The sequence below is a fragment of the Pseudomonas oleovorans subsp. oleovorans genome (assembly GCF_002197815.1).
Lineage (GTDB): Bacteria > Pseudomonadota > Gammaproteobacteria > Pseudomonadales > Pseudomonadaceae > Aquipseudomonas > Aquipseudomonas oleovorans.
Genome location: NZ_NIUB01000010.1, coordinates 87556 through 107304 on the forward strand (window position 1 = coordinate 87556; position 19749 = coordinate 107304).

At 62.3% G+C, this 19749-nt stretch carries 18 protein-coding genes and 1 pseudogene; 12 read left to right on the forward strand and 7 right to left on the reverse strand.

Annotation, left to right across the window (positions count from 1 at the left end; translation table 11 throughout):
• Positions 1-66: 66 nt before the first annotated feature.
• Together PSOLE_RS08115 and PSOLE_RS08120 are read left to right on the forward strand one after the other, a co-directional pair.
• Positions 67-546: a YajQ family cyclic di-GMP-binding protein gene (locus PSOLE_RS08115; RefSeq protein WP_017678988.1), complete on the forward strand. Its 480-nt coding sequence runs from the start codon at positions 67-69 to the stop codon at positions 544-546.
• Positions 547-648: 102 nt separating this feature from the next.
• A complete protein-coding gene (locus PSOLE_RS08120; RefSeq protein WP_074855535.1) occupies positions 649-1476 on the forward strand; it encodes a mechanosensitive ion channel family protein in 828 nt (275 codons plus the stop codon).
• Positions 1477-1527: 51 nt separating this feature from the next.
• Here the strand turns inward: PSOLE_RS08120 and PSOLE_RS08125 are convergent, their stop codons facing one another.
• Positions 1528-3324 (reverse strand): AmpG family muropeptide MFS transporter, encoded by a 1797-nt coding sequence (locus PSOLE_RS08125; RefSeq protein WP_074855537.1) that lies wholly within the window; start codon positions 3322-3324, stop codon positions 1528-1530.
• Between the two features lie 42 nt (positions 3325-3366).
• Positions 3367-3741: an MGMT family protein gene (locus tag PSOLE_RS08130; protein WP_055983859.1), complete on the reverse strand. Its 375-nt coding sequence runs from the start codon at positions 3739-3741 to the stop codon at positions 3367-3369.
• Between the two features lie 16 nt (positions 3742-3757).
• Between PSOLE_RS08130 and PSOLE_RS08135 the strand changes: the two are divergent.
• Both PSOLE_RS08135 and PSOLE_RS08140 read left to right on the forward strand, forming a co-directional pair.
• Positions 3758-4749, forward strand: a pseudogene (locus PSOLE_RS08135) (DUF481 domain-containing protein).
• 144 nt (positions 4750-4893) lie between these two features.
• Positions 4894-5907, forward strand: coding sequence for a DUF481 domain-containing protein (locus PSOLE_RS08140; protein WP_074855540.1), 1014 nt, complete (start codon positions 4894-4896; stop codon positions 5905-5907).
• A 55-nt stretch (positions 5908-5962) separates the two neighbouring features.
• On the opposite strand, the gene PSOLE_RS08145 is transcribed toward PSOLE_RS08140, so the two are convergent.
• Together PSOLE_RS08145 and upp are read right to left on the reverse strand one after the other, a co-directional pair.
• Positions 5963-7225, reverse strand: coding sequence for a uracil-xanthine permease family protein (locus PSOLE_RS08145; RefSeq protein WP_074855542.1), 1263 nt, complete (start codon positions 7223-7225; stop codon positions 5963-5965).
• Between the two features lies 1 nt (position 7226).
• On the reverse strand, positions 7227-7865 hold the full coding sequence (upp, locus tag PSOLE_RS08150) for a uracil phosphoribosyltransferase (RefSeq protein WP_003459386.1): 639 nt from the start codon (positions 7863-7865) through the stop codon (positions 7227-7229).
• A gap of 239 nt (positions 7866-8104) precedes the next feature.
• On the opposite strand from upp, the gene PSOLE_RS08155 reads away from it, so the two are divergent.
• Positions 8105-8662: a hypoxanthine-guanine phosphoribosyltransferase gene (locus PSOLE_RS08155; protein ID WP_003459387.1), complete on the forward strand. Its 558-nt coding sequence runs from the start codon at positions 8105-8107 to the stop codon at positions 8660-8662.
• Positions 8663-8803: 141 nt separating this feature from the next.
• Here the strand turns inward: PSOLE_RS08155 and dauA are convergent, their stop codons facing one another.
• Entirely contained in the window at positions 8804-10531 is a 1728-nt protein-coding gene (gene dauA / locus PSOLE_RS08160; RefSeq protein ID WP_055983847.1) for a C4-dicarboxylic acid transporter DauA, read from the reverse strand.
• Positions 10532-10703: 172 nt separating this feature from the next.
• On the opposite strand from dauA, the gene PSOLE_RS08165 reads away from it, so the two are divergent.
• Positions 10704-10991: a PA4642 family protein gene (locus PSOLE_RS08165; RefSeq protein WP_072423017.1), complete on the forward strand. Its 288-nt coding sequence runs from the start codon at positions 10704-10706 to the stop codon at positions 10989-10991.
• 291 nt (positions 10992-11282) lie between these two features.
• Here PSOLE_RS08165 and rpsT read toward each other — a convergent pair whose 3' ends face one another.
• Positions 11283-11561 carry a 30S ribosomal protein S20 gene (gene rpsT / locus PSOLE_RS08170; RefSeq protein WP_003243036.1) on the reverse strand — a complete coding sequence of 93 codons (279 nt, stop codon included), beginning with the start codon at positions 11559-11561 and terminating at the stop codon, positions 11283-11285.
• 190 nt (positions 11562-11751) lie between these two features.
• Here rpsT and murJ point away from each other — a divergent pair, with 190 nt between their 5' ends.
• The 6 genes from murJ to ispH all read left to right on the forward strand — a co-directional run bounded on the left by murJ (position 11752) and on the right by ispH (position 19170).
• A complete protein-coding gene (gene murJ / locus PSOLE_RS08175) occupies positions 11752-13293 on the forward strand; it encodes a murein biosynthesis integral membrane protein MurJ (protein WP_074855544.1) in 1542 nt (513 codons plus the stop codon).
• 79 nt (positions 13294-13372) lie between these two features.
• Positions 13373-14323, forward strand: coding sequence for a bifunctional riboflavin kinase/FAD synthetase (gene ribF / locus PSOLE_RS08180; RefSeq protein WP_074855546.1), 951 nt, complete (start codon positions 13373-13375; stop codon positions 14321-14323).
• Positions 14320-17151 carry an isoleucine--tRNA ligase gene (ileS, locus tag PSOLE_RS08185; protein WP_074855548.1) on the forward strand — a complete coding sequence of 944 codons (2832 nt, stop codon included), beginning with the start codon at positions 14320-14322 and terminating at the stop codon, positions 17149-17151. Before ribF ends, ileS begins: the two co-directional genes overlap by 4 nt.
• Positions 17144-17653, forward strand: a complete 510-nt coding sequence (gene lspA / locus PSOLE_RS08190) for a signal peptidase II (protein ID WP_074855549.1) — start codon at positions 17144-17146, stop codon at positions 17651-17653. The genes ileS and lspA overlap by 8 nt, the downstream gene beginning before the upstream one ends.
• Positions 17650-18087, forward strand: a complete 438-nt coding sequence (locus tag PSOLE_RS08195; protein WP_074855550.1) for an FKBP-type peptidyl-prolyl cis-trans isomerase — start codon at positions 17650-17652, stop codon at positions 18085-18087. The genes lspA and PSOLE_RS08195 overlap by 4 nt, the downstream gene beginning before the upstream one ends.
• Before the next feature lie 138 nt (positions 18088-18225).
• On the forward strand, positions 18226-19170 hold the full coding sequence (gene ispH, locus PSOLE_RS08200; RefSeq protein ID WP_074855552.1) for a 4-hydroxy-3-methylbut-2-enyl diphosphate reductase: 945 nt from the start codon (positions 18226-18228) through the stop codon (positions 19168-19170).
• A 133-nt stretch (positions 19171-19303) separates the two neighbouring features.
• On the opposite strand, the gene PSOLE_RS08205 is transcribed toward ispH, so the two are convergent.
• Positions 19304-19720, reverse strand: coding sequence for a type IV pilin protein (locus tag PSOLE_RS08205; RefSeq protein ID WP_003459398.1), 417 nt, complete (start codon positions 19718-19720; stop codon positions 19304-19306).
• Between the last annotated feature and the right edge of the window lie 29 nt (positions 19721-19749).

A 19749-nucleotide genomic window follows, 5' to 3' on the forward strand; every position in this document is an offset into this window, starting at 1 on the left:
AGTTATCGTCAAGTCAGGCGCGTTCACTCCGTGAAGAGGATCGCGCCGTCCATCAGGAGCCCACTCATGCCTTCGTTCGACATCGTGTCTGAACTGGACAAACACGAACTGACCAATGCGGTCGACAATGCCATCAAGGAGCTCGACCGCCGTTTCGACCTGCGTGGCAAATGCAGCATCGAGAGTAAGGACAAGGCGCTGACCTTGACCGCCGAAGCCGAGTTCATGCTCGAGCAGATGCTCGACATCGTGCGCAGCAGCCTGATCAAGCGCAAGATCGACTGCCAGTGCATGGAAACCAAGGAACCCTACGCTTCGGGCAAGGTGATGAAGCAGGAAGTCACCTTCCGCGAAGGTATCGACAAGGAGCTGGCGAAGAAGATCGTCGCTCACATCAAGGACGCCAAGCTCAAGGTGCAGGCCGCCATCCAGGGCGAGCAGGTGCGTGTCACCGGCAAGAAGCGCGATGACCTGCAGGAAGCCATCGCCCTGCTGCGTGGTCATGAGTTCGGCATGCCGCTGCAGTACAACAACTTCCGCGATTGAACCTTTGTGGCGCTGCGGCGTCGCAGGCTAGGTTGATAGCATTTTGACCGCCATGGCATGCCATGGCGGTTTCGTTTCATGTATGGGAAACAGGAGCACCCTATGGAGATGAACGTCGAGGAACTGGTGAAAATATCCGAGGCCTGGCTGCCGGTGGTATTGGAGTACAGCGGCAAGCTGACCCTGGCAGTGATCACTCTGCTGATCGGCTGGTGGCTGATCAGCCGGCTGACGTCGAGCATCGAGAGCATGCTCGCAGCGCGTAAGGTGGACCGCGCGTTGAGCAGCTTCATCAGCAGCCTGGTCAGCATCGTGCTGCGCATTCTGCTGCTGATCAGCGTGGCGTCGATGATCGGTGTGGAGACCACTTCGTTCATCGCCATGATCGGTGCGGCGGGTCTGGCCATCGGCCTGGCGCTGCAGGGCAGCCTGGCCAACTTCGCGGGTGGCGTGCTGATCATGCTGTTTCGTCCGTTTCGGGCTGGTGATTGGATCGAGGCACAGGGTGTCTCCGGTAGCGTCGATAGCATCCAGATCTTCCACACCACGCTGAAAACGGCGGATAACAAGGTGGTGATCGTGCCCAATGGCGCGCTGTCCAACGGCCATATCACCAACTACTCGCGTGAGCCGCGTCGGCGCGCCGATATCAATATCGGTATCGACTACTCCAGCGATATCAAGCGTGCCCGTGAAGTGCTGCTTGATATCGCCAAGGACCCGCGTGTGCAGCTTGACCCCGCGCCCGTGGTATTCGTGACCGGGCTGGGTGAAAGCGCCGTGAACATCTCGCTGCGCGTATGGGTGGCGACTGGTGATTTCTGGCCGGTGACCTTCGAGTTCACCGAACTGGCCAAGGAGCGTCTGACCGAGGCGGGTATTGGTATTCCGTTCCCGCAGCGGGTGGTGCATCTGGCCAAGGCTGATTGACACTCACCACAAAAAAGCCCCGGTCGATCCGGGGCTTTTTTCTGCCTGGTGTCAGGCTTGCTCGACAGCAGACGGTGTCGTCTCAGGCCGCGCTTGGCGTTTGTCGCGGCGCCACTGAATGATGATAAGCAGCAGTGTCGGTATCCCCATCAGCGCCGTGGCGAGGAAGAAGTGGGCGTAGCCGAGGCTTTCCACCATCACGCCGGAATAACCACCGATCAGGCGCGGCAGCAGCAGCATGATGGAACTGAGCAGGGCGTACTGGGTGGCCGAGAATTTCAGGTTGGTCAGACTCGACAGATAGGCCACGAACGCCGAGGTAGCCAAGCCTGCACTGAAATTGTCGCAGCTGATGGTGACGATCAGTATGTTCAGGTGCGGACCCATGCCCACCAACAGCATGAACATCAAGTTGGTGGCCGCCGAGGCGGCCGCGCCGATCAGGAGAATCGGCATGATGCCGAAACGCACGATGAGCAGGCCGCCGGCCCCGGCGCCGAGCAGGGTCATCACCAGGCCGAAAATCTTGCTGACACTGGCGATCTGCTCCTTGGTGAAGCCCTGGTCGATATAGAAGACGTTGGCCATCACCCCCATTACGGTGTCGGACAGGCGATAGGTGGCAATCAGGCTCAGCAAGAGCAGCGCCTGCCAGCGATAGCGCACGATGAAGTCGTTGATCGGCGTCAGCACCGGGGCCATGCCGCCCCAGAACAGGCTGGAGATGGACAGGCCGGTGAGCAGGGTATAGAGCAGTGCACGCAGGAAGGCGCGGTCGTAGTAGAGCAGCTCCTGCAGGCTTATCTGGCCCTGGAACACCAGCATCAGGTCACTTTCGTAGAACTGGGTGACCATGGCCGGGATGGCGATCAGCAGGATGATCAGCAGCAGCACGGACAGCAGCTGATGGAAGAATCCATACCTTGCCGCTGCCGTTTTCAGCACCGGCGCCAGCCCACCCCAGAACAGCCCGGAGGCGCACACGCAGGCCAGGGTGCTGTAGAGCATGGCGCGCAGGAAGGCGCGGTCGCTGTAGAGCAGCTCCTGCATGCTGACGTCACCCAGTAGCATCGGCACCAGGTCGCTCTGGTAGAACTGGATGAACATGGTCGGCACGGCGATGATCAGCACGATGACCGCGCTGATCGCCAGCAGTTGGTGGAAAAAACCGTGCTTGGGTGGCGCGACATTGATGTGCGGCGGTGCTGGCGGCTCGCGCATCCAGATGGAGGTGAGCAGGCCTGGCAACATCAGCAGGGCGAAAACCATGTAGGTGCCGGTCCAGGCGCTGAACTGATAGTCCTTGGCGGTCGAGCCGAAACCTTCGGCGAAATACAGCGCGCCGGCCGTGGCCAGCAGCGCGGCGACGCGGTAGCCGGTCATGTAGGCAGCGGCCAGCGCAGCCTGATGCTCGTCGCCGAGAATTTCCAGGCGATAGGCATCGACGGCGATGTCCTGGGTGGCTGAGGCGAAGGCCACCAGTACGGCGAGGGCGATCAGCGAAGACAGGTGCGTTTGCGGGTCGTAATGCGCCATACCGATCAGGCCGATGGCGACCAGACCTTGTGACAACACCAGCCAGGAGCGGCGCCGGCCAAGCTTGCCCAGCAATGGCAGGCGCCACTGGTCGAGCATTGGCGCCCACACCCACTTGAAGGCGTAGGCCAGGCCGATGAGACTGGCGAAACCGATGGTTTCGCGCGCCACTCCGGCTTCCCGTAGCCAGACCGACAGGGTCGAGAACACCAGCATGTAGGGCAGGCCGGCGGCGAAGCCCAGAAGCAGCAGCGCCAGTGTGGCGGGGTTGGCGTAGGTGGCGAGGGCTTCTCGCCAGGATTTGCGTGGCATCAGGCTCGAATCTGGGCAGGGGGGAGTCTTGGTAGGCGCACTCTAACTGCTGTGCTCCATCGGACGCCAGCCGTGACGGCGCATATCCACACGTTCGTTCAGGATGCTGATGCCCTCTGCGCGCAGGCGCGCCCGTTGTTCGGCCCCGGAAGGGCTGCCGGCAGCCAGACTGAGGCGTCCGCCAGCGGCGATCACCCGATGCCAGGGCAACGTGGTGCCATTCGGTAACTGGCTCAGCGTACGACCAACCCAACGTGCAGCGCGGCCAAGGCCGGCCAACTGGGCCAGTTCGCCATAGCTGACGACCCTGCCTTCCGGCACCTGTGCCAATACCAGGTACAGCGCTTCGCGACGCGCCTCGACGCTTGCCGGTGGTGGGGCCTGCCATGCAGACTCTGGCGGTTTCGTATTGCCCATAGGGTTCGTCCTTATCATGCGCGTACTGATCGCCTTATTCCTTTTTACCCTGGCAGCCCGCTCTGGGCCGATACCGTTTGGCTGGACAACGGTGATCGACTCAGTGGTGAGATCATCCTGCTCGACGGCGGCAAGCTGGCGCTCAAGACCAAGTATGCCGGCCAGGTGCTGATCGACTGGAAGGATATCGATACCCTCAGCTCGGACAAACCCCTGCTGGTGCGCCGTAGCGGCTTCGACAACGAACGCAGCGAAAGGTTGTCGGCGGCTGGTAGCGGTATGGTACGGGTGCAAGGCGAGCGCGAATACACCCTGCCGCTGGCGCAGATCAAGCGCCTGGTGCCACCGCGGCCTTTGCTGGAGGACCGTCTCTGGGAAGGCAACCTCGATGCCAAACTGGACATGAAGCGTAACCAGAATGATGTCGACGAATGGAAGCTCAAGGGCAATACCCGTGTCGAACATGGGCGCTGGCGCCATGTGCTCAGTGGCGAGCTGGAGCGTGAAACCAAGAACGACAGAAAGGTCGAGGACAACTGGGAACTGGAGTACGACCTCGATCGCTTTTTCACCGAACACTGGTTCTGGCGGGTGGGCGTGGAGCAGGCCGAGGACGAATTCGAGACTGTCGATCGCCAGCGCATCGTCGGTACCGGCCCCGGTTATCGCTTCTGGGATGACGAACTGGGACGTTTCGACCTGATCGGCCAGTTCAATCGCGTGCGTCTGGAGTCGGATGTTGCCGATCTGGCGTTCAATACCACTTCGCTGGAGCTGGATTACAAGCGCCTGCTGTGGGGTACGCGGCTGGAGTTCTATGCCAATGCCCAGTTGCAGATCCCGCATATCGAAGAAATCGACTACGTGCTCGATAGCGAATTCGGCCTGCGCTACCGCCTCAACCAGTGGGCGCGCTTATCGCTTTTGTACGAGCTGGATCAGTTGCGTGCCCCAGGGCAGACGGTTTCGGATCGGCATTATCTGATCGGTATCGGCGTGGGGTGGTGATGCCGTCGGGCGGTGCGCTGCCCAACGGCACGCCGCCCGACGGAAAAAGCTGAACTCTGGGTATTCGGCCCGGTCAGTTGTTGCTCTGGCGCCGGGGTTGCGGATAATGCCCGGCTTTCGCCCACCAACGCCATTACCCAACTTATGTCGCGCTCTACATCGCTGTCCCTGCTAGGCCTGAGCATCGCTCTGTGCAGTTCCGCCACGTTTGCCGACATCGTCTGGTTGAAGAACGGTGACCGTCTCTCCGGCACCATCCGCTTCTTCGACGGCAGCAAACTGCTGCTGGAAACCGACTACGGCGGCTCCATCCCGCTGAGCTGGAAGAAAATCGCCACCCTGCAAAGCGACCATGAGCTGCTGGTCAAGCTTGGCCCGGTGGATGGCGAGCGTGCCAAATCGCTGCTGGCCGCCGAGCCGGGCAAGGTGACACTGGCCAATGGCGACTCGCCGAAAACCATCGAGCTGGCGCAGATCGAGCAGATCATGAAGCCCAAGCCGCTGGTGGAGGACTTCACCTGGAAGGGCAACATCGACCTCGGTCTCGACTACAAGCGCGGTGAGCGCGACTCCGACGACTACGATGTCGGCATCAAGACCCAGGCCCGTCATGGCCTGTGGCGGCATAACGCGCTGGCCGATTACAACCGCGAGCTGAAAAACGACGTCGTCAGTACCGATAACTGGAGCGCCGAATATGCCCTTGACCGTTTCCTCACGGAGAAATGGTTCTGGCAGGGGCGCTTCGAGTACAAGCGCGACCGTATCGAAGAGGTGGAGCGTCAGCGCACCCTGGGTACCGGTCCGGGTTACCAGTTCTGGGATGACGAGCTGGGGTCGTTCTCCCTCGCCACCCTGGCCAACCGCAGTGATTACCGCTACAGCAATGGCGAGCAGGACCGCTTCTATGCGATGAGCGTGAAGTGGGACTACAACCGCTATCTGATCGGCAAGACCGTCGAGCTGTTCACTGTCGGTGAGGTCGGTCGTCCGCTCAGTGGCGCGGCGGACTACAGCCTCGATGCGGAAGTCGGCCTGCGTTACAAGGTGACCGACTGGGCGTCGCTGAACATGAAGGCCGAGAAAGATATCGTCAGCGGTGCCGAGGGCGATCTGAACGAAACTCGCTACACCCTGGGGTTCGGCGTCGGCTGGTAAGCCGGTGCCAACAAAAAGCCCGCGATCGTCGCGGGCTTTTTGTTGGGCGGCGTAATCAGGCTTCTTCTGCGTCCCGCTTGCGCCAGCCGGCACCGCCCGGCAGCACTAGATTGAGCAGCAGCGCGCTGATGGCGCACAGGGAAATCCCCGACAGAGCGAATTCCTTACCGCCGATGACCATGCCGCCGATGCCGAATACCAGGGTCACCGAGACGATGATCAGGTTGCGCGCTTCGGACAGGTCGACCTGGTGACGAATCAGTGTGTTGAGGCCGACCACGGCGATCGAGCCGAACAGCAGGCACAGAATACCGCCCATTACCGGTACCGGAATGCTCTGCAGGGCCACGCCGAACTTGCCGATGAAGGCCAGGGCGATGGCGAAAACTGCAGCCCAGGTCATGATCTTCGGGTTGTAGCTCTTGGTCAGCATCACTGCGCCGGTGACTTCGGCGTAGGTGGTGTTGGGCGGGCCACCGAACAGGCCGGCTGCCGAGGTGGCGAGGCCGTCACCGAGCAGGGTGCGGTGCAGGCCTGGCTTCTTGACGAAGTTCTTGCCGGTGACGTTGCCGATCGCCACCACACCGCCGATATGCTCGATGGCTGGCGCCAGGGCGACCGGCACCATGTACAGAATGGCGCCCCAGTGCAGCTCCGGGGTGACGAAGTTGGGTACGGCGAGCCAGGCCGCCTGATCGACGGCACTGGTGTCGATCACCCCGAGCACCGCTGCGATGGCGCAGCCAACGGCGATACCGGCAAGAATCGGCACCAGGCGGAAGATCCCGCGCCCCAGCACCGCCACCAGCAAAGTGGTGATCAGCGCCGGCATCGAAATCATCATCGCGGTGCTGTACGGCACCAGTTCGACGCTGCCGTCACCAGCCTTGCCCATGGCCATGTTCACCGCCACCGGTGACAGCGCCAGGCCGATGGAGATGATCACCGGGGCGATCACCACCGGTGGCAGCAGGCGGTCGATGAAGCTCGGGCCGCGCAGTTTGACCAGCGCCGAGAGCAGGATGTAGACCAGACCGGCGGCGATCACGCCGCCCATCACTGCCGGCAGGCCGAACTCGCCCTTGGCTGCCAGAATCGGCGCGATGAAGGCGAAACTCGAAGCCAGGAACACCGGCACCTGGCGTTTGGTCACCAGTTGGAACAGCAGGGTGCCGATGCCGGCGGTGAACAGCGCGACGTTGGGGTCCATGCCAGTGATCAGCGGCATCAGCACCAGGGCGCCGAAGGCCACGAACAGCATCTGCGCGCCGGAAATGCCCTGGCGCCAGAGCGGATCGTTGAATTCCGTTTGCGACATGTCAGGCGTCCTTCTGCTTGGTGCCGAAGATCTTGTCACCGGCATCGCCCAGGCCTGGGATGATGTAACCATGCTCGTTCAGGCGCTGATCGATGGAGGCGGTGAAGATGGTCACGTCCGGGTGCGCCTGCTCGACCGCCTGAATGCCCTCGGGGGCAGCAACCAGCACCATGGCGCGAATGTCCTTGCAGCCAGCTTTCTTCAGCAGGTCGATGGTGGCGACCATCGAGCCGCCGGTGGCCAGCATCGGGTCGATGATCAGTGCCAGGCGCGAGTCGATTTCCGGCGCCAGTTTTTCAAGATAGGTGTGCGCTTCCAGGGTTTCCTCGTTGCGCGCCACGCCCACGGCGCTGACCTTGGCGCCCGGGATCAGGCTGAGCACGCCGTCGAGCATGCCGATGCCGGCACGCAGGATGGGCACTACGGTGATCTTCTTGCCGGCGATCTTCTCCACCTGAACGGTGCCCGCCCAGCCTTCGATGTCGTAGGCTTCCAGCGGCAAGTCGTTGGTGGCCTCATAAGTCAGCAGGGCGCCCACTTCCTGGGCCAGCTCACGGAAATTCTTGGTGCTGATATCGGCGCGGCGCATCAGGCCGATCTTGTGACGGATCAGCGGGTGGCGAATCTCGCGAGTGGGCATGGGCTGGGATCTCCAACGGGGCTCTGGGAAAAATCGCGTTAGATTAAAGCATTGCTCATGCCAAGTGGTGGGTGACTGATGAGTCACGCCACCCCGCGCCGTGCATCGGCTACGCTGGTCAGTCGATACTTGGCAAGCGTTGCCAGGGTCTGTACCTTTGCCCGCTTTTATTTGACGGTTCGATCAGCTTTCAGGCTGTTCGCCGCCATTCATCAGTCCGATCAAGAGAGAGTCCCATCATGTCCGCCGATCTCGCGCACATTCGCCAAATCATGGCGGAAGCCGACTGTCTGTTCACCGAAGCCGAGGTGGAAGCGGCCATCGACAAGGTCGCCAGCCAGATCAACACCGAGCTGGCTGAGCGCAACCCGGTGGTGTTCTGCGTGATGAATGGTGGGCTGATCTTCTCCGGCAAGCTGTTGACCAAGCTGAACTTCCCGTTGGAAGCGTCTTACCTGCACGCCACCCGTTATCGCAACGAAACCAGCGGTGGCGAGCTGTTCTGGAAGGCCAAGCCGGAAGTGTCGTTCATCGACCGCGACGTGCTGATCATCGACGACATCCTCGACGAAGGGCATACCCTGGGTGCGATCATCGATTTCTGCCGCCATGCCGGCGCGCGTGCCGTACACACGGCGGTGCTGATCGACAAGGAGCACGAGCGCAAGGCGCGTCCGGACCTGAAGGCCAATTACGTGGGCCTGCAGTGCATCGACCGCTACATCTTCGGCTACGGCATGGACTACAAGGGCTACTGGCGCAACGCCGCCGGCATCTACGCGGTCAAGGGGCTGTAAGCCTGATACCAGGTTCACACACCTGCTTTCCGTAGGAGCCCCGCCCCGGGGCGAAGCTGTTGATGTCAGTGTCGCCCAGCTTCGCGGCGGGGCGCCGCTCCTACAGATCGCCGTCGGGTGCGAAGGCCGGATGAAATCCGGTCACAGCTTCGGGGTCTCTCCCAACCAGCGCAATGCCTTTTCCCGCGCGTGCGGCAGATCCCGCGCATAAGCCAGTTCGCCCTCGCGGCTGCGCACGCCGGCGCGCCGTAGTTGCAGGCGTACCTGCGCGGTGGGGCCGCTGAGGATCAGCGCCACACCCTGCTGGCGATAGTCGCGCAGCACATTGTCCAGCGCGGCGATGGCGGTCATGTCCAGCAGCGGTACGGCGCTGATATCGACGATCACCACGCGCACCCCTGGGGTGAAGCGGCGCAGCACGCTCAGCGCCTTTTCTGCCGCGCCGAAGAACAGCGGGCCGCGAATGGCGTAAGCCAGCACGTGCTCGGGCAAATCCTGCAGGGCCTGACGTTGCTGCCGGCTCAGCGCAGCGGTATCGGTCAGCTCGCTCATGCGTTTGATGAACAGTCCGGCTGCCAGCAGCAGGCCAACGCCCACGGCCAGCACCATGTCGAACAGCACCGTCAGCAACAGGCAGGTCAGCAGCACCAGCACATCGCCGCGTGGGGCGATGCGCAGGGTGTGGGCAACATGGTGTGGTTCGCTCATGTTCCACGCCACCATCAGCAGCAGCGCGGCCAGCGCCGCCATCGGCAGGTAGCTGAACAGCGGCGCGAGCAGCAGAATCGCTGCCAGCACCACGCCGGCGTGAACCAGTGCCGCCATCGGCGAAAAGGCCCCGGCCCGCACGTTGGCTGCCGTGCGGGCGATGGCGGCGGTGGCGGTGATGCCGCCAAAGAACGGCGCGGCCAGATTACCCAGGCCCTGACCGATCAATTCGGCGTTGGGATCATGCTTGCTGCCGGTCATGCCGTCGGCCACCACCGCGCACAGCAGCGACTCGATGGCGCCCAGCATGGCGATGGCAAATGCCGGGGCGAGCAGCTGGCGAATCAGCTCGAAGGACAATACCAGCGGCTGGCCGTCAGGACCTGGCAGGTTCCAGGGCAGCGCCAGGCTCGGCAGGAAGGGCGGGATACCGGGGTATTCAATACCATCGAGTTGATAGCTGAAGCGCTCGCCCAGTGTCGCCACGGGCAGTCCCAGGCGTTCCAGAGCCAGTGCCAGCAATGCGCCGACCGCCAGGGCTACCAGATGTGCGGGAATTTTCGGCGCCAGGCGTGGCCAGATCAGCAGCGTCGCCAGGCACACCGCGCCAACCAGGGTATCGCCGGGCTGCAGGCTGGGCAGGGCGCGCAGCAGAAGATTCACCTGCTCCAACAAATGCTGCGGCGCGCCGGCCAGATGCAGGCCGAACAGATCCTTGATCTGCAGGACGGCGATGACGATACCGATACCGGCAGTGAAGCCCAGGGTCACCGGGTAGGGCACGAATTCGATCAGACGTCCGGCGCGCAGCAGGCCCAGGCTGATCAGGATCAGCCCGGCCATCAGCGTGCACAGCAGCAAGCCACCGAGGCCGTACTGCTGGGTGATCGGCAGCAGAATCACCACGAAGGCGGCGGTGGGGCCGGAAATATTGAAGCGCGAGCCGCCGCACAGGGCGATCAGCGGTGCGGCGATCAGCACGGTGTAGAGCCCATGCTGCGGCGCCACACCCACGGCGATGGCCAGCGCCATGGCCAGCGGAATGGCGATGATGCCCACCGTCAGGCCGGCGCTCAGGTCGCCGCGCAGGGCCTTCCAGGAGTAGCCGGCGCGCAGCGTCTGGCGCCAGGCGGCGAACAGCGGTAACGATGGACGTGACATGCTGGCTTCCTAATGGCTTGGCGCATTATAGGAGCCAGTTCACTGGGCGCGGCATGACCTAGGTCGGCTGTCGTGTCGATTGTTCGCGTGTTAGCCTGCCCGGCTACGCGTTGAGCCGCGCGCGGCGCGGCGGTACACTGCCGGCCCTCTGTAATGCTGGCGGGAGCGGGCGATGCGTAAAGACAAGAAGCAGGTGATTGGCGAAGAAATCAGCGATGACTCGATCAAGCTGTTCCTTGCGGTGGAACCAGCGGACGCCACACCGCCTTCGCTGCACAAGCTGGTCAAGGCTTATCGCGGTCTGCGTATCGATGATTTCGAGCGCTTTGTGGGTTTCTTCGTTGCTGCAGGCTACGACCTCTCGGCGACCGATGCGCAGGGCAATGATTTCATCGCGCTGATTCAGGATCAGCGTAATGCCGAGCCCTACATCGAAGTGATCAAGGCTGCTCGCGGCTGATCTTCGCTGTTTTCGAGAAATGCCCGCACTTCGCAAGGAGGCGGGCATTTTTTATGGGTGCACGGCTGCGGACTTGAATTTAGGGCAATAAAAAAGGCTATGTCTGCGCTAAGTGTTGGGAGTGGGTGCAAAGGCCCGTAGGGTGGGCTTTAGCCCACCAACGGTGGTTGGCGTGGGCTAAAGCCCACCCTACAAGGCTCCCGGCCTTCCTTGGAACCCTAGCAACAGTTAACAGGGACATAGCCATAAAAAACCGGCCTCCAGGGCCGGTTTTTCAAGAACCTGTCGCAGTTAAGCGGCAGCAGCTTCGCCCAGCGCCTTGATGTGCGCGTTCAGGCGGCTCTTGTGACGAGCGGCTTTGTTCTTGTGGATGATGCCTTTGTCAGCCATGCGGTCGATGACCGGAACGGCTGCAGTGTAAGCGGTTTTGGCAAGCTCGAGATCTTTGGCAGCAATAGCCTTGACTACGTTCTTGATGTAGGTACGAACCATCGAGCGCAGGCTGGCGTTATGGCTACGGCGCTTCTCAGCCTGTTTGGCGCGTTTTTTGGCAGAAGGTGAGTTGGCCACCGTCAAGCTCCTCGAAAACTGGGGGGTTACGACAAATAAGGCCGCGAATCATGCCGATCCATCTGCCTGCTGTCAAGTCTGATGACGCTTTCCTGTGCTGGCCTGACCAGTGGTGGCTCGCTACACTCGACGCCTTCGTTGGGTGGCGATTGTCCGCTACTGCACCTTTTTATGGAAGTCGAAATACCCCATGAATCTCCTCAAGTCCCTGGCTGCCGTCAGTTCACTGACCATGGTGTCGCGCGTGCTGGGGTTCGTGCGCGACACCATCATCGCCCGTACCTTCGGGGCCGGAGTGGCGTCGGACGCCTTCGTGGTGGCCTTCAAACTGCCCAACCTGCTGCGGCGTATTTTTGCCGAAGGGGCATTCTCGCAGGCCTTCGTGCCGATCCTGGCCGAGTACAAGATGCAGCAGGGCGAGGAGGCCACGCGCACTTTCGTTGCCTACGTCTCTGGTTTGCTGACCCTGGTGCTGGCGCTGGTCACGGCCATCGGCGTGCTCGCAGCGCCCTGGATCGTCTGGGCTACGGCACCGGGTTTTGCCGATGAGGCCGAGCGTTTCGAGCTGACCGTCGATCTGCTGCGGGTGACCTTTCCTTATATATTGCTGATCTCCCTGTCATCGCTGGCCGGGGCCGTGCTCAATACCTGGAACCGTTTTTCGGTGCCTGCGTTCGTGCCGACGCTGCTCAACGTCAGCATGATCGTTTTCGCGCTGTTTCTGACGCCCTATTTCGACCCGCCGATCATGGCGCTGGGCTGGGCGGTGCTGGTCGGTGGCCTGGCGCAGTTGCTCTGGCAACTGCCGCACCTGAAGAAGATCGGCATGCTGGTGCTGCCGCGCCTGAGTTTCGGCGACCTGGGCGTGTGGCGCGTGCTCAAGCAGATGGGGCCGGCGATCTTCGGCGTCTCGGTCAGCCAGATCTCGCTGATCATCAACACCATCTTCGCCTCCTTTCTGGTGGCTGGCTCGGTGTCCTGGATGTATTACGCCGACCGCCTGATGGAGTTGCCCTCGGGCGTGCTGGGCGTGGCGCTGGGTACCATCCTGCTGCCGGCGCTATCGAAAACCTATGCGAGCAAGAATCGTGACGAGTACCGCCGCCTGCTCGATTGGGGGCTGCGTTTGTGCTTTCTGCTGGTGCTGCCTTGCACCCTGGCGCTGGCGATTCTCGCCGAGCCGTTGGTGGTCTCGCTGTTTCAGTACGGCAAATTCACCGCCAACGATTCGCTGATGACCCAGCAGGCGCTAATGGCCTATGCGGTCGGCCTGCTGGCACTGATTCTGGTGAAGATTCTTGCACCGGGCTTCTACGCCCAGCAGAACATCAAAACGCCGGTGAAGATCGCTGTGGTCAGCCTGTTGGCGACCCAGGTGATGAACGCGCTGTTCGTCTTCGGTCTGGACATGGCGCACGTCGGCCTGGCGCTGGCGATCAGCCTGGCGGCCTGCCTGAACGCCGGCTTGCTGTACTGGCAACTGCGTCGTGCCGATATCTTCCAGCCGCTGCCGGGCTGGGGGCTGTTTCTGCTCAAGCTGGTGGTCGCGGTGGCGGTGATGGTTGTCGTGTTGCTGGGGTTGCTGCAGGTCATGCCAGCCTGGGCGGAAGGGGAAATGCTCGTGCGCCTGTTGCGTCTCGGCGCGTTGGTGGCCGCTGGGCTGGTCGCCTACTTCGGCATGCTGCTGATATTGGGCTTCCGTCCGCGCGATTTTGCCCGGCGGGCCCTGTAGCGGTTTCACGCATCGCGATGCCTGTTGTGCATGGCCTGCTGTGCGTATAATCGACCACTTTGTGAACAAGAAGCGTGCTATGCAGCTGGTTCGAGGTCTTCATAACCTGCAGCCCCAGGCGCGGGGCTGTGTGGTCACCATCGGTAATTTCGACGGCGTTCATCGTGGGCACCAGGCCATCCTGGCGCGCCTGCGTGAGCGCGCGGCGGAGTTGGCCGTGCCCAGCTGCGTGGTGATCTTCGAGCCGCAGCCGCGTGAGTTCTTCGGCCCGGACACGGCGCCGGCGCGCCTGACCCGTCTGCGTGACAAGCTCGCCCTGCTGGCCGCTGAAGGCGTCGACATGGTGCTGTGCCTGACCTTCAACCGCCGCTTGCGTGAGTTGTCGGCCGCCGAGTTCGTCCAGCGTGTGCTGGTCGAAGGCCTGGGCGTGAAGGAACTGGAGATCGGCGACGATTTCCGCTTCGGCTGCGACCGTGCAGGGGATTTCGAATTTCTCCAGGCTGCCGGCCAGCGCCACGGCTTCAGCGTCGATGCTTCGACCACGGTCGAAGTGCTCGGTGGCCGGGTCAGCAGCACGCGCGTGCGTCAGGCGCTGGCCGATGGCGATTTCGAACTGGCCGAAGCCTTGCTCGGGCGGCCGTTTCGTATCGCCGGGCGGGTGTTGCACGGGCAGAAGCTCGGTCGCCAGCTCGATGCGCCCACTGCCAACATCCAGCTCAAGCGGCGCAAGGTGCCGCTGACCGGCGTTTATCTGGTGAGCTGTGAAATCGATGGCGTGATTCAACCGGGCGTCGCCAATATCGGCGTGCGCCCCAGCGTTGCCGGTGACGGCAGCGCCCATCTGGAAGTGCATCTTCTGGATTTTGCCGGCGATCTGTATGGCCGGCGTCTCTCGGTGGCTTTCCACCACAAGCTGCGTGATGAGCAGCGTTTCGCCTCGCTGGAGGCCTTGAGGGCGGCGATTGCCGCCGATATCGCCGCTGCCCGTGATTATTGGCAGAGCCACCCGCTGATGAAGAGCCCGAAATGACCGACTACAAAGCTACGCTGAACCTGCCCGATACCCAGTTCCCGATGAAGGCCGGCCTGCCGCAACGCGAGCCGCAGACCCTGCAGCGCTGGAACGAGATTGGCCTGTATAGCAAGCTGCGCAAGATTGGCGAAAATCGGCCGAAGTTCGTCCTGCACGACGGCCCGCCCTATGCCAACGGCAGCATCCACATCGGTCATGCGGTGAACAAGATCCTCAAGGACATCATCACCCGCTCCAAGACCCTGGCCGGCTTCGACGCGCCCTACGTGCCGGGCTGGGACTGCCATGGCCTGCCGATCGAGCACAAGGTCGAAACCACCTTCGGCAAGAATCAGCCGGCCGACCTGACCCGCGAGCGCTGCCGCAGCTATGCCGGCGAGCAGATCGAAGGGCAGAAGGCCGACTTCATCCGCCTCGGTGTGCTCGGCGACTGGGACAATCCGTACAAGACCATGGACTTTGCCAACGAGGCCGGCGAGATCCGCGCCCTGGCCGAGATGGTCAGGCAGGGCTTCGTGTTCAAGGGGCTGAAGCCGGTGAACTGGTGCTTCGACTGCGGCTCGGCGCTGGCTGAGGCCGAGGTGGAGTATCAGGACAAGAAATCCGATGCCATCGACGTCGCCTTCCCGATCGAAGACGTAGACAAGCTGGCCGCCGCCTTCGGCCTGAGCGAGCTGAGCAAGCCGACCGCCATCGTCATCTGGACCACCACGCCCTGGACCATCCCGGCCAACCAGGCGCTCAACGTACATCCGGAGTTCACCTACGCCCTCGTCGACACCGGTGAGCGCCTGCTGCTGCTGGCCGAGGAGCTGGTCGAATCCTGCCTGCAGCGCTACGGCCTGCAAGGTCAGGTGATCGCTACCGCCCCCGGCGCCGCACTGGAGCTGATCCGCTTCCGTCATCCGTTCTACGAGCGTTTCTCGCCGGTGTACCTGGCCGAGTACGTCGAGCTGGGCGCCGGTACCGGTATCGTCCACTCGGCGCCGGCTTATGGTGAGGACGACTTCCGTACCTGCAAAGCCTATGGCATGAGCAACGACGACATTCTCAGTCCGGTGCAGAGCAATGGCGTCTACACCCCGGACCTGCCGTTCTTCGGTGGCCAGTTCATCTGGAAGGCCAACCCGGCCATCGTCGAGAAGCTGGCCGAAGTCGGCGCGCTGCTCAAGCATCAGCCGATCCAGCACAGCTACATGCACTGCTGGCGCCACAAGACGCCGCTGATCTACCGCGCCACCGCACAATGGTTCGTCGGCATGGACACCCAGCCCAAGCAGGGCGCTCCCCTGCGTGAGCGCGCGCTGGCCGCCATCGAGCAGACCCAGTTCGTCCCGGCCTGGGGCCAGGCGCGTCTGCACAGCATGATCGCCGGTCGTCCCGACTGGTGCATCTCGCGTCAGCGCAACTGGGGCGTGCCGATCCCGTTCTTCCTGCACAAGGCTACCGGCGAGCTGCACCCGCGCACCGTCGAGCTGATGGAAGAAGTGGCCAAGCGTGTCGAGCAAGAGGGCATTGAAGCCTGGTTCAAACTCGACGGCGCCGAGCTGCTTGGCGCCGAAGCGGCTGACTACGACAAGATCAACGACACCCTGGACGTGTGGTTCGACTCCGGCACCACGCACTGGCACGTGCTGCGTGGCTCGCACGGCATGGGCCACACCGACGGCCCGCGCGCCGATCTGTACCTCGAAGGTTCGGATCAGCACCGCGGCTGGTTCCACTCGTCCCTGCTGACTGGCAGCGCCATCGATGGCCACGCGCCTTACAAGGCGCTGCTGACTCACGGCTTTGTGGTCGACGAGAACGGCCGCAAGATGTCCAAGTCGCTCGGCAACGTGGTCGCCCCGCAGGAGGTCAACGACAGCCTGGGCGCCGACATCATGCGCCTGTGGGTCGCCTCCACCGACTATTCCGGCGAGATGGCCGTGTCCAAGGTGATCCTGCAGCGCAGCGCCGATGCCTACCGCCGTATCCGCAACACCGCGCGCTTCATGCTGGCCAACCTCAATGGCTTCGATCCGGCCAAGGATCTGCTGCAGCCCGAACAGATGCTCGACCTCGACCGCTGGGCGGTGGACGCAGCCCTGCGCCTGCAGGAAGAGATCATCGAGGCCTACGCCGATTACCGCTTCTGGAACGTCTATTCCAAGGTGCACAACTTCTGCGTGCAGGAGCTGGGCGGCTTCTACCTGGACATCATCAAGGACCGTCAATACACCACCGCCGCCGACAGCGTGGCGCGTCGCTCCTGCCAAAGCGCGCTGTTCCACATCAGTGAGGCGCTGGTACGCTGGATCGCGCCGATCCTGGCCTTCACCGCCGAGGAAATCTGGCAGTTCCTGCCGGGCGAACGCAACGAGTCCGTCATGCTCAGTACCTGGTATGCCGGCCTGCAGCGCCTGCCGGAAGGCTTCGAGCTGGATCGCGCTTATTGGGATCGCGTCATGGAGGTCAAGGCCGCGGTCAACAAGGAGCTGGAGAACCTGCGCACGGCCAAGGCCATCGGTGCCAGCCTGCAGGCCGAGGTCACCCTGTTCTGCGACGACGCCAAGCAGGCTGACCTGGCCAAGCTCGGCGACGAGCTGCGTTTCGCCCTGATCACCTCGGCGGCGCAAACCGCACCGCTGGCCGACGCGCCGGCCGATGCGGTGGTGACCGAGGTCGAAGGTCTGAAGCTGAAGATCCTCAAATCCGCCCACGCCAAGTGCGGCCGTTGCTGGCACTTCCGCGCTGATGTCGGCAGTCATGCTGATCATCCGGAGCTGTGCAGCCGTTGCGTGAGCAACATCGAAGGCGAAGGTGAGGTGCGCAAGCATGCCTGAGTCCTCGCGTTTCGGGCATCTGCCCTGGCTGCTGCTGAGCCTGCTGATCCTGGTCGCCGACCGGGTGACCAAGGACATCTTCGAGGGCACGCTGAGCATGTATCAGCGTATCGAAGTGATTCCGGGCTACTTCGACTGGACCCTGGCCTACAACACCGGCGCGGCATTCAGCTTCCTGGCCGATGCCGCCGGCTGGCAGCGCTGGTTCTTCGCCGCCATCGCCATCGTCGTCAGCGTCGTGCTAGTAGTCTGGCTCAAGCGCCTCAAGCGTCACGAGACGTTGCTGGCCGTGGCGCTGGCCATGGTCCTGGGTGGTGCGCTGGGTAACCTGTATGACCGCGTGGTGCTTGGTCACGTGGTCGACTTCATTCTGGTGCATTGGCAGAGCCGCTGGTTCTTCCCGGCCTTCAACCTGGCCGACACCTTTATCACCATTGGCGCCATCCTGCTGGCGCTGGATATGTTCAAGAGCGACAAGTCCGTGAAGGAGGCTGCGCAATGACAGACGTACGCATCGGTCCGGACAGGGAAGTGACCCTGCATTTCGCCCTCAAGCTGGAAAACGGCGATGTGGTCGACAGCACCTTTGACAAGCAGCCGGCCACCTTCAAGGTCGGCGATGGCAACCTGCTGCCCGGCTTCGAGCAGGCACTGTACGGCTTCAAGGCTGGCGACAAGCGCAGCGTGCAGGTACAACCGGAGCAGGGCTTCGGCCAGCCCAATCCTCAGAACGTGCAGATCATGCCGCGCAGCCAGTTCGAGGGCATGGAGCTCTCCGAAGGCCTGCTGGTGATCTTCAACGATGCCGCCAATACCGAGCTGCCAGGCGTGGTCAAGGCGTTCGACGACAAGCAGGTCACCATCGACTTCAACCATCCGCTGGCCGGCAAGGTGCTGGACTTCGATGTAGAAATCATCGAGGTCAAGGCGCTCTAGCCCGTGCTGCCGCTCTTGTAGGAGCGGCTTCAGCCGCGAAGCTCTTGTTGCAGCCTGTGCTTATCCCGCGCAGGCTGTACCTTTCCGGGATCGAACCATAGCGTCGTGCGATCCCCGATCAATACCGAGACAGCCAGCATGCATATCAAACTCGCCAATCCCCGAGGCTTCTGCGCCGGTGTCGATCGCGCCATCGAAATCGTCAACCGCGCGCTGGAAGTCTTCGGCCCGCCGATCTATGTACGCCATGAAGTGGTGCACAACAAATTCGTGGTCGAAGACCTGCGTGCCCGTGGCGCGGTGTTCGTCGAAGAGCTGGATCAGGTGCCGGACGACGTCATCGTCATCTTCAGCGCCCATGGCGTCTCCAAGGCCGTGCGCGATGAAGCGGCGCGTCGTGGCCTCAAGGTATTCGACGCCACCTGCCCGCTGGTGACCAAGGTGCATATGGAAGTGGTGCGCTACAGCCGCGAGGGCCGTGAGTGCATCCTGATCGGCCACGAAGGCCACCCGGAAGTCGAAGGCACCATGGGCCAGTACGACGCCAGCAACGGTGGCGCCATCTACCTGGTGGAAGACGAGGCGGACGTCGCCGATCTGCAGGTGCGCAACCCCGAAAATCTGGCGTTCGTCACCCAGACTACCCTGTCCATGGACGACACCAGCAAGGTAATCGACGCCCTGCGCACCAAGTTTCCCGCCATTGGCGGCCCGCGCAAGGACGACATCTGCTACGCCACACAGAACCGCCAGGACGCGGTCAAGCAGCTGGCCAGCGACTGCGATGTACTGTTGGTGGTCGGTAGCCCGAACAGCTCCAACTCCAACCGCCTGCGCGAACTGGCCGAGCGCATGGGGACTCCGGCCTATCTGATCGACGGCGCCGAAGATCTCAAGCGTGAGTGGTTCGATGGCGTGAGTGGCATCGGCATCACCGCGGGCGCTTCCGCGCCGGAAGTACTGGTACGTGGCGTGGTCGAGCAACTGCGCACCTGGGGCGCAGAAGGAGAGACGGAGCTGGACGGTAGGCCAGAGAACATTACGTTCTCCATGCCGAAGGAGTTGCGGGTGAAGCAAGTTTAGATCGTGCCTCATGATTAGGAACGACACGAACAGCTTCTTCAGCCAAGCTGAAGAAGCTGCGAGACGCAGTAACAGGCAAGCAGTAGGTCCTACGGCTCAATCTGGTTGCCACGATATGGGTGATTGTTTTGCTCTAGCGTCGCCAACAGTCTGCCATATTTCCTTTGCTGCTGTTTTTGACGCCGGTGTTTGTCAGCGTTAGATTTCCGCATTTGTCGTCTGCCATTGAGTTTTTTGCGGTAGCTGTGAGCGTGTAGCTGAATGCATCCACCGCGCTCAAAGTGAGCCCGTAATTTTCTGCTGCACCGTCTTTCGGGGCTTTTGTAAAAGGCAAGTCTGGTTTAGTGCCGTCAGCTTTAAGATATTTACCGTTGGCTGTGTAGTAGCGCTCCATAAAATGGGAGAGCTCCATAAGGGCAGCCTGCGCATCGGCCCTTTTGCCTTTGCGCACATGTTCTTGGTAAGACGGGTACGCGATCGCCGCGAGAATGCCAATGACGGCAACCGCGATCATCAGTTCGATTAAGGTGAACCCTTTATTCCTGTTCATTGCACTTATCTCTTGTGTGCGTACGAGGT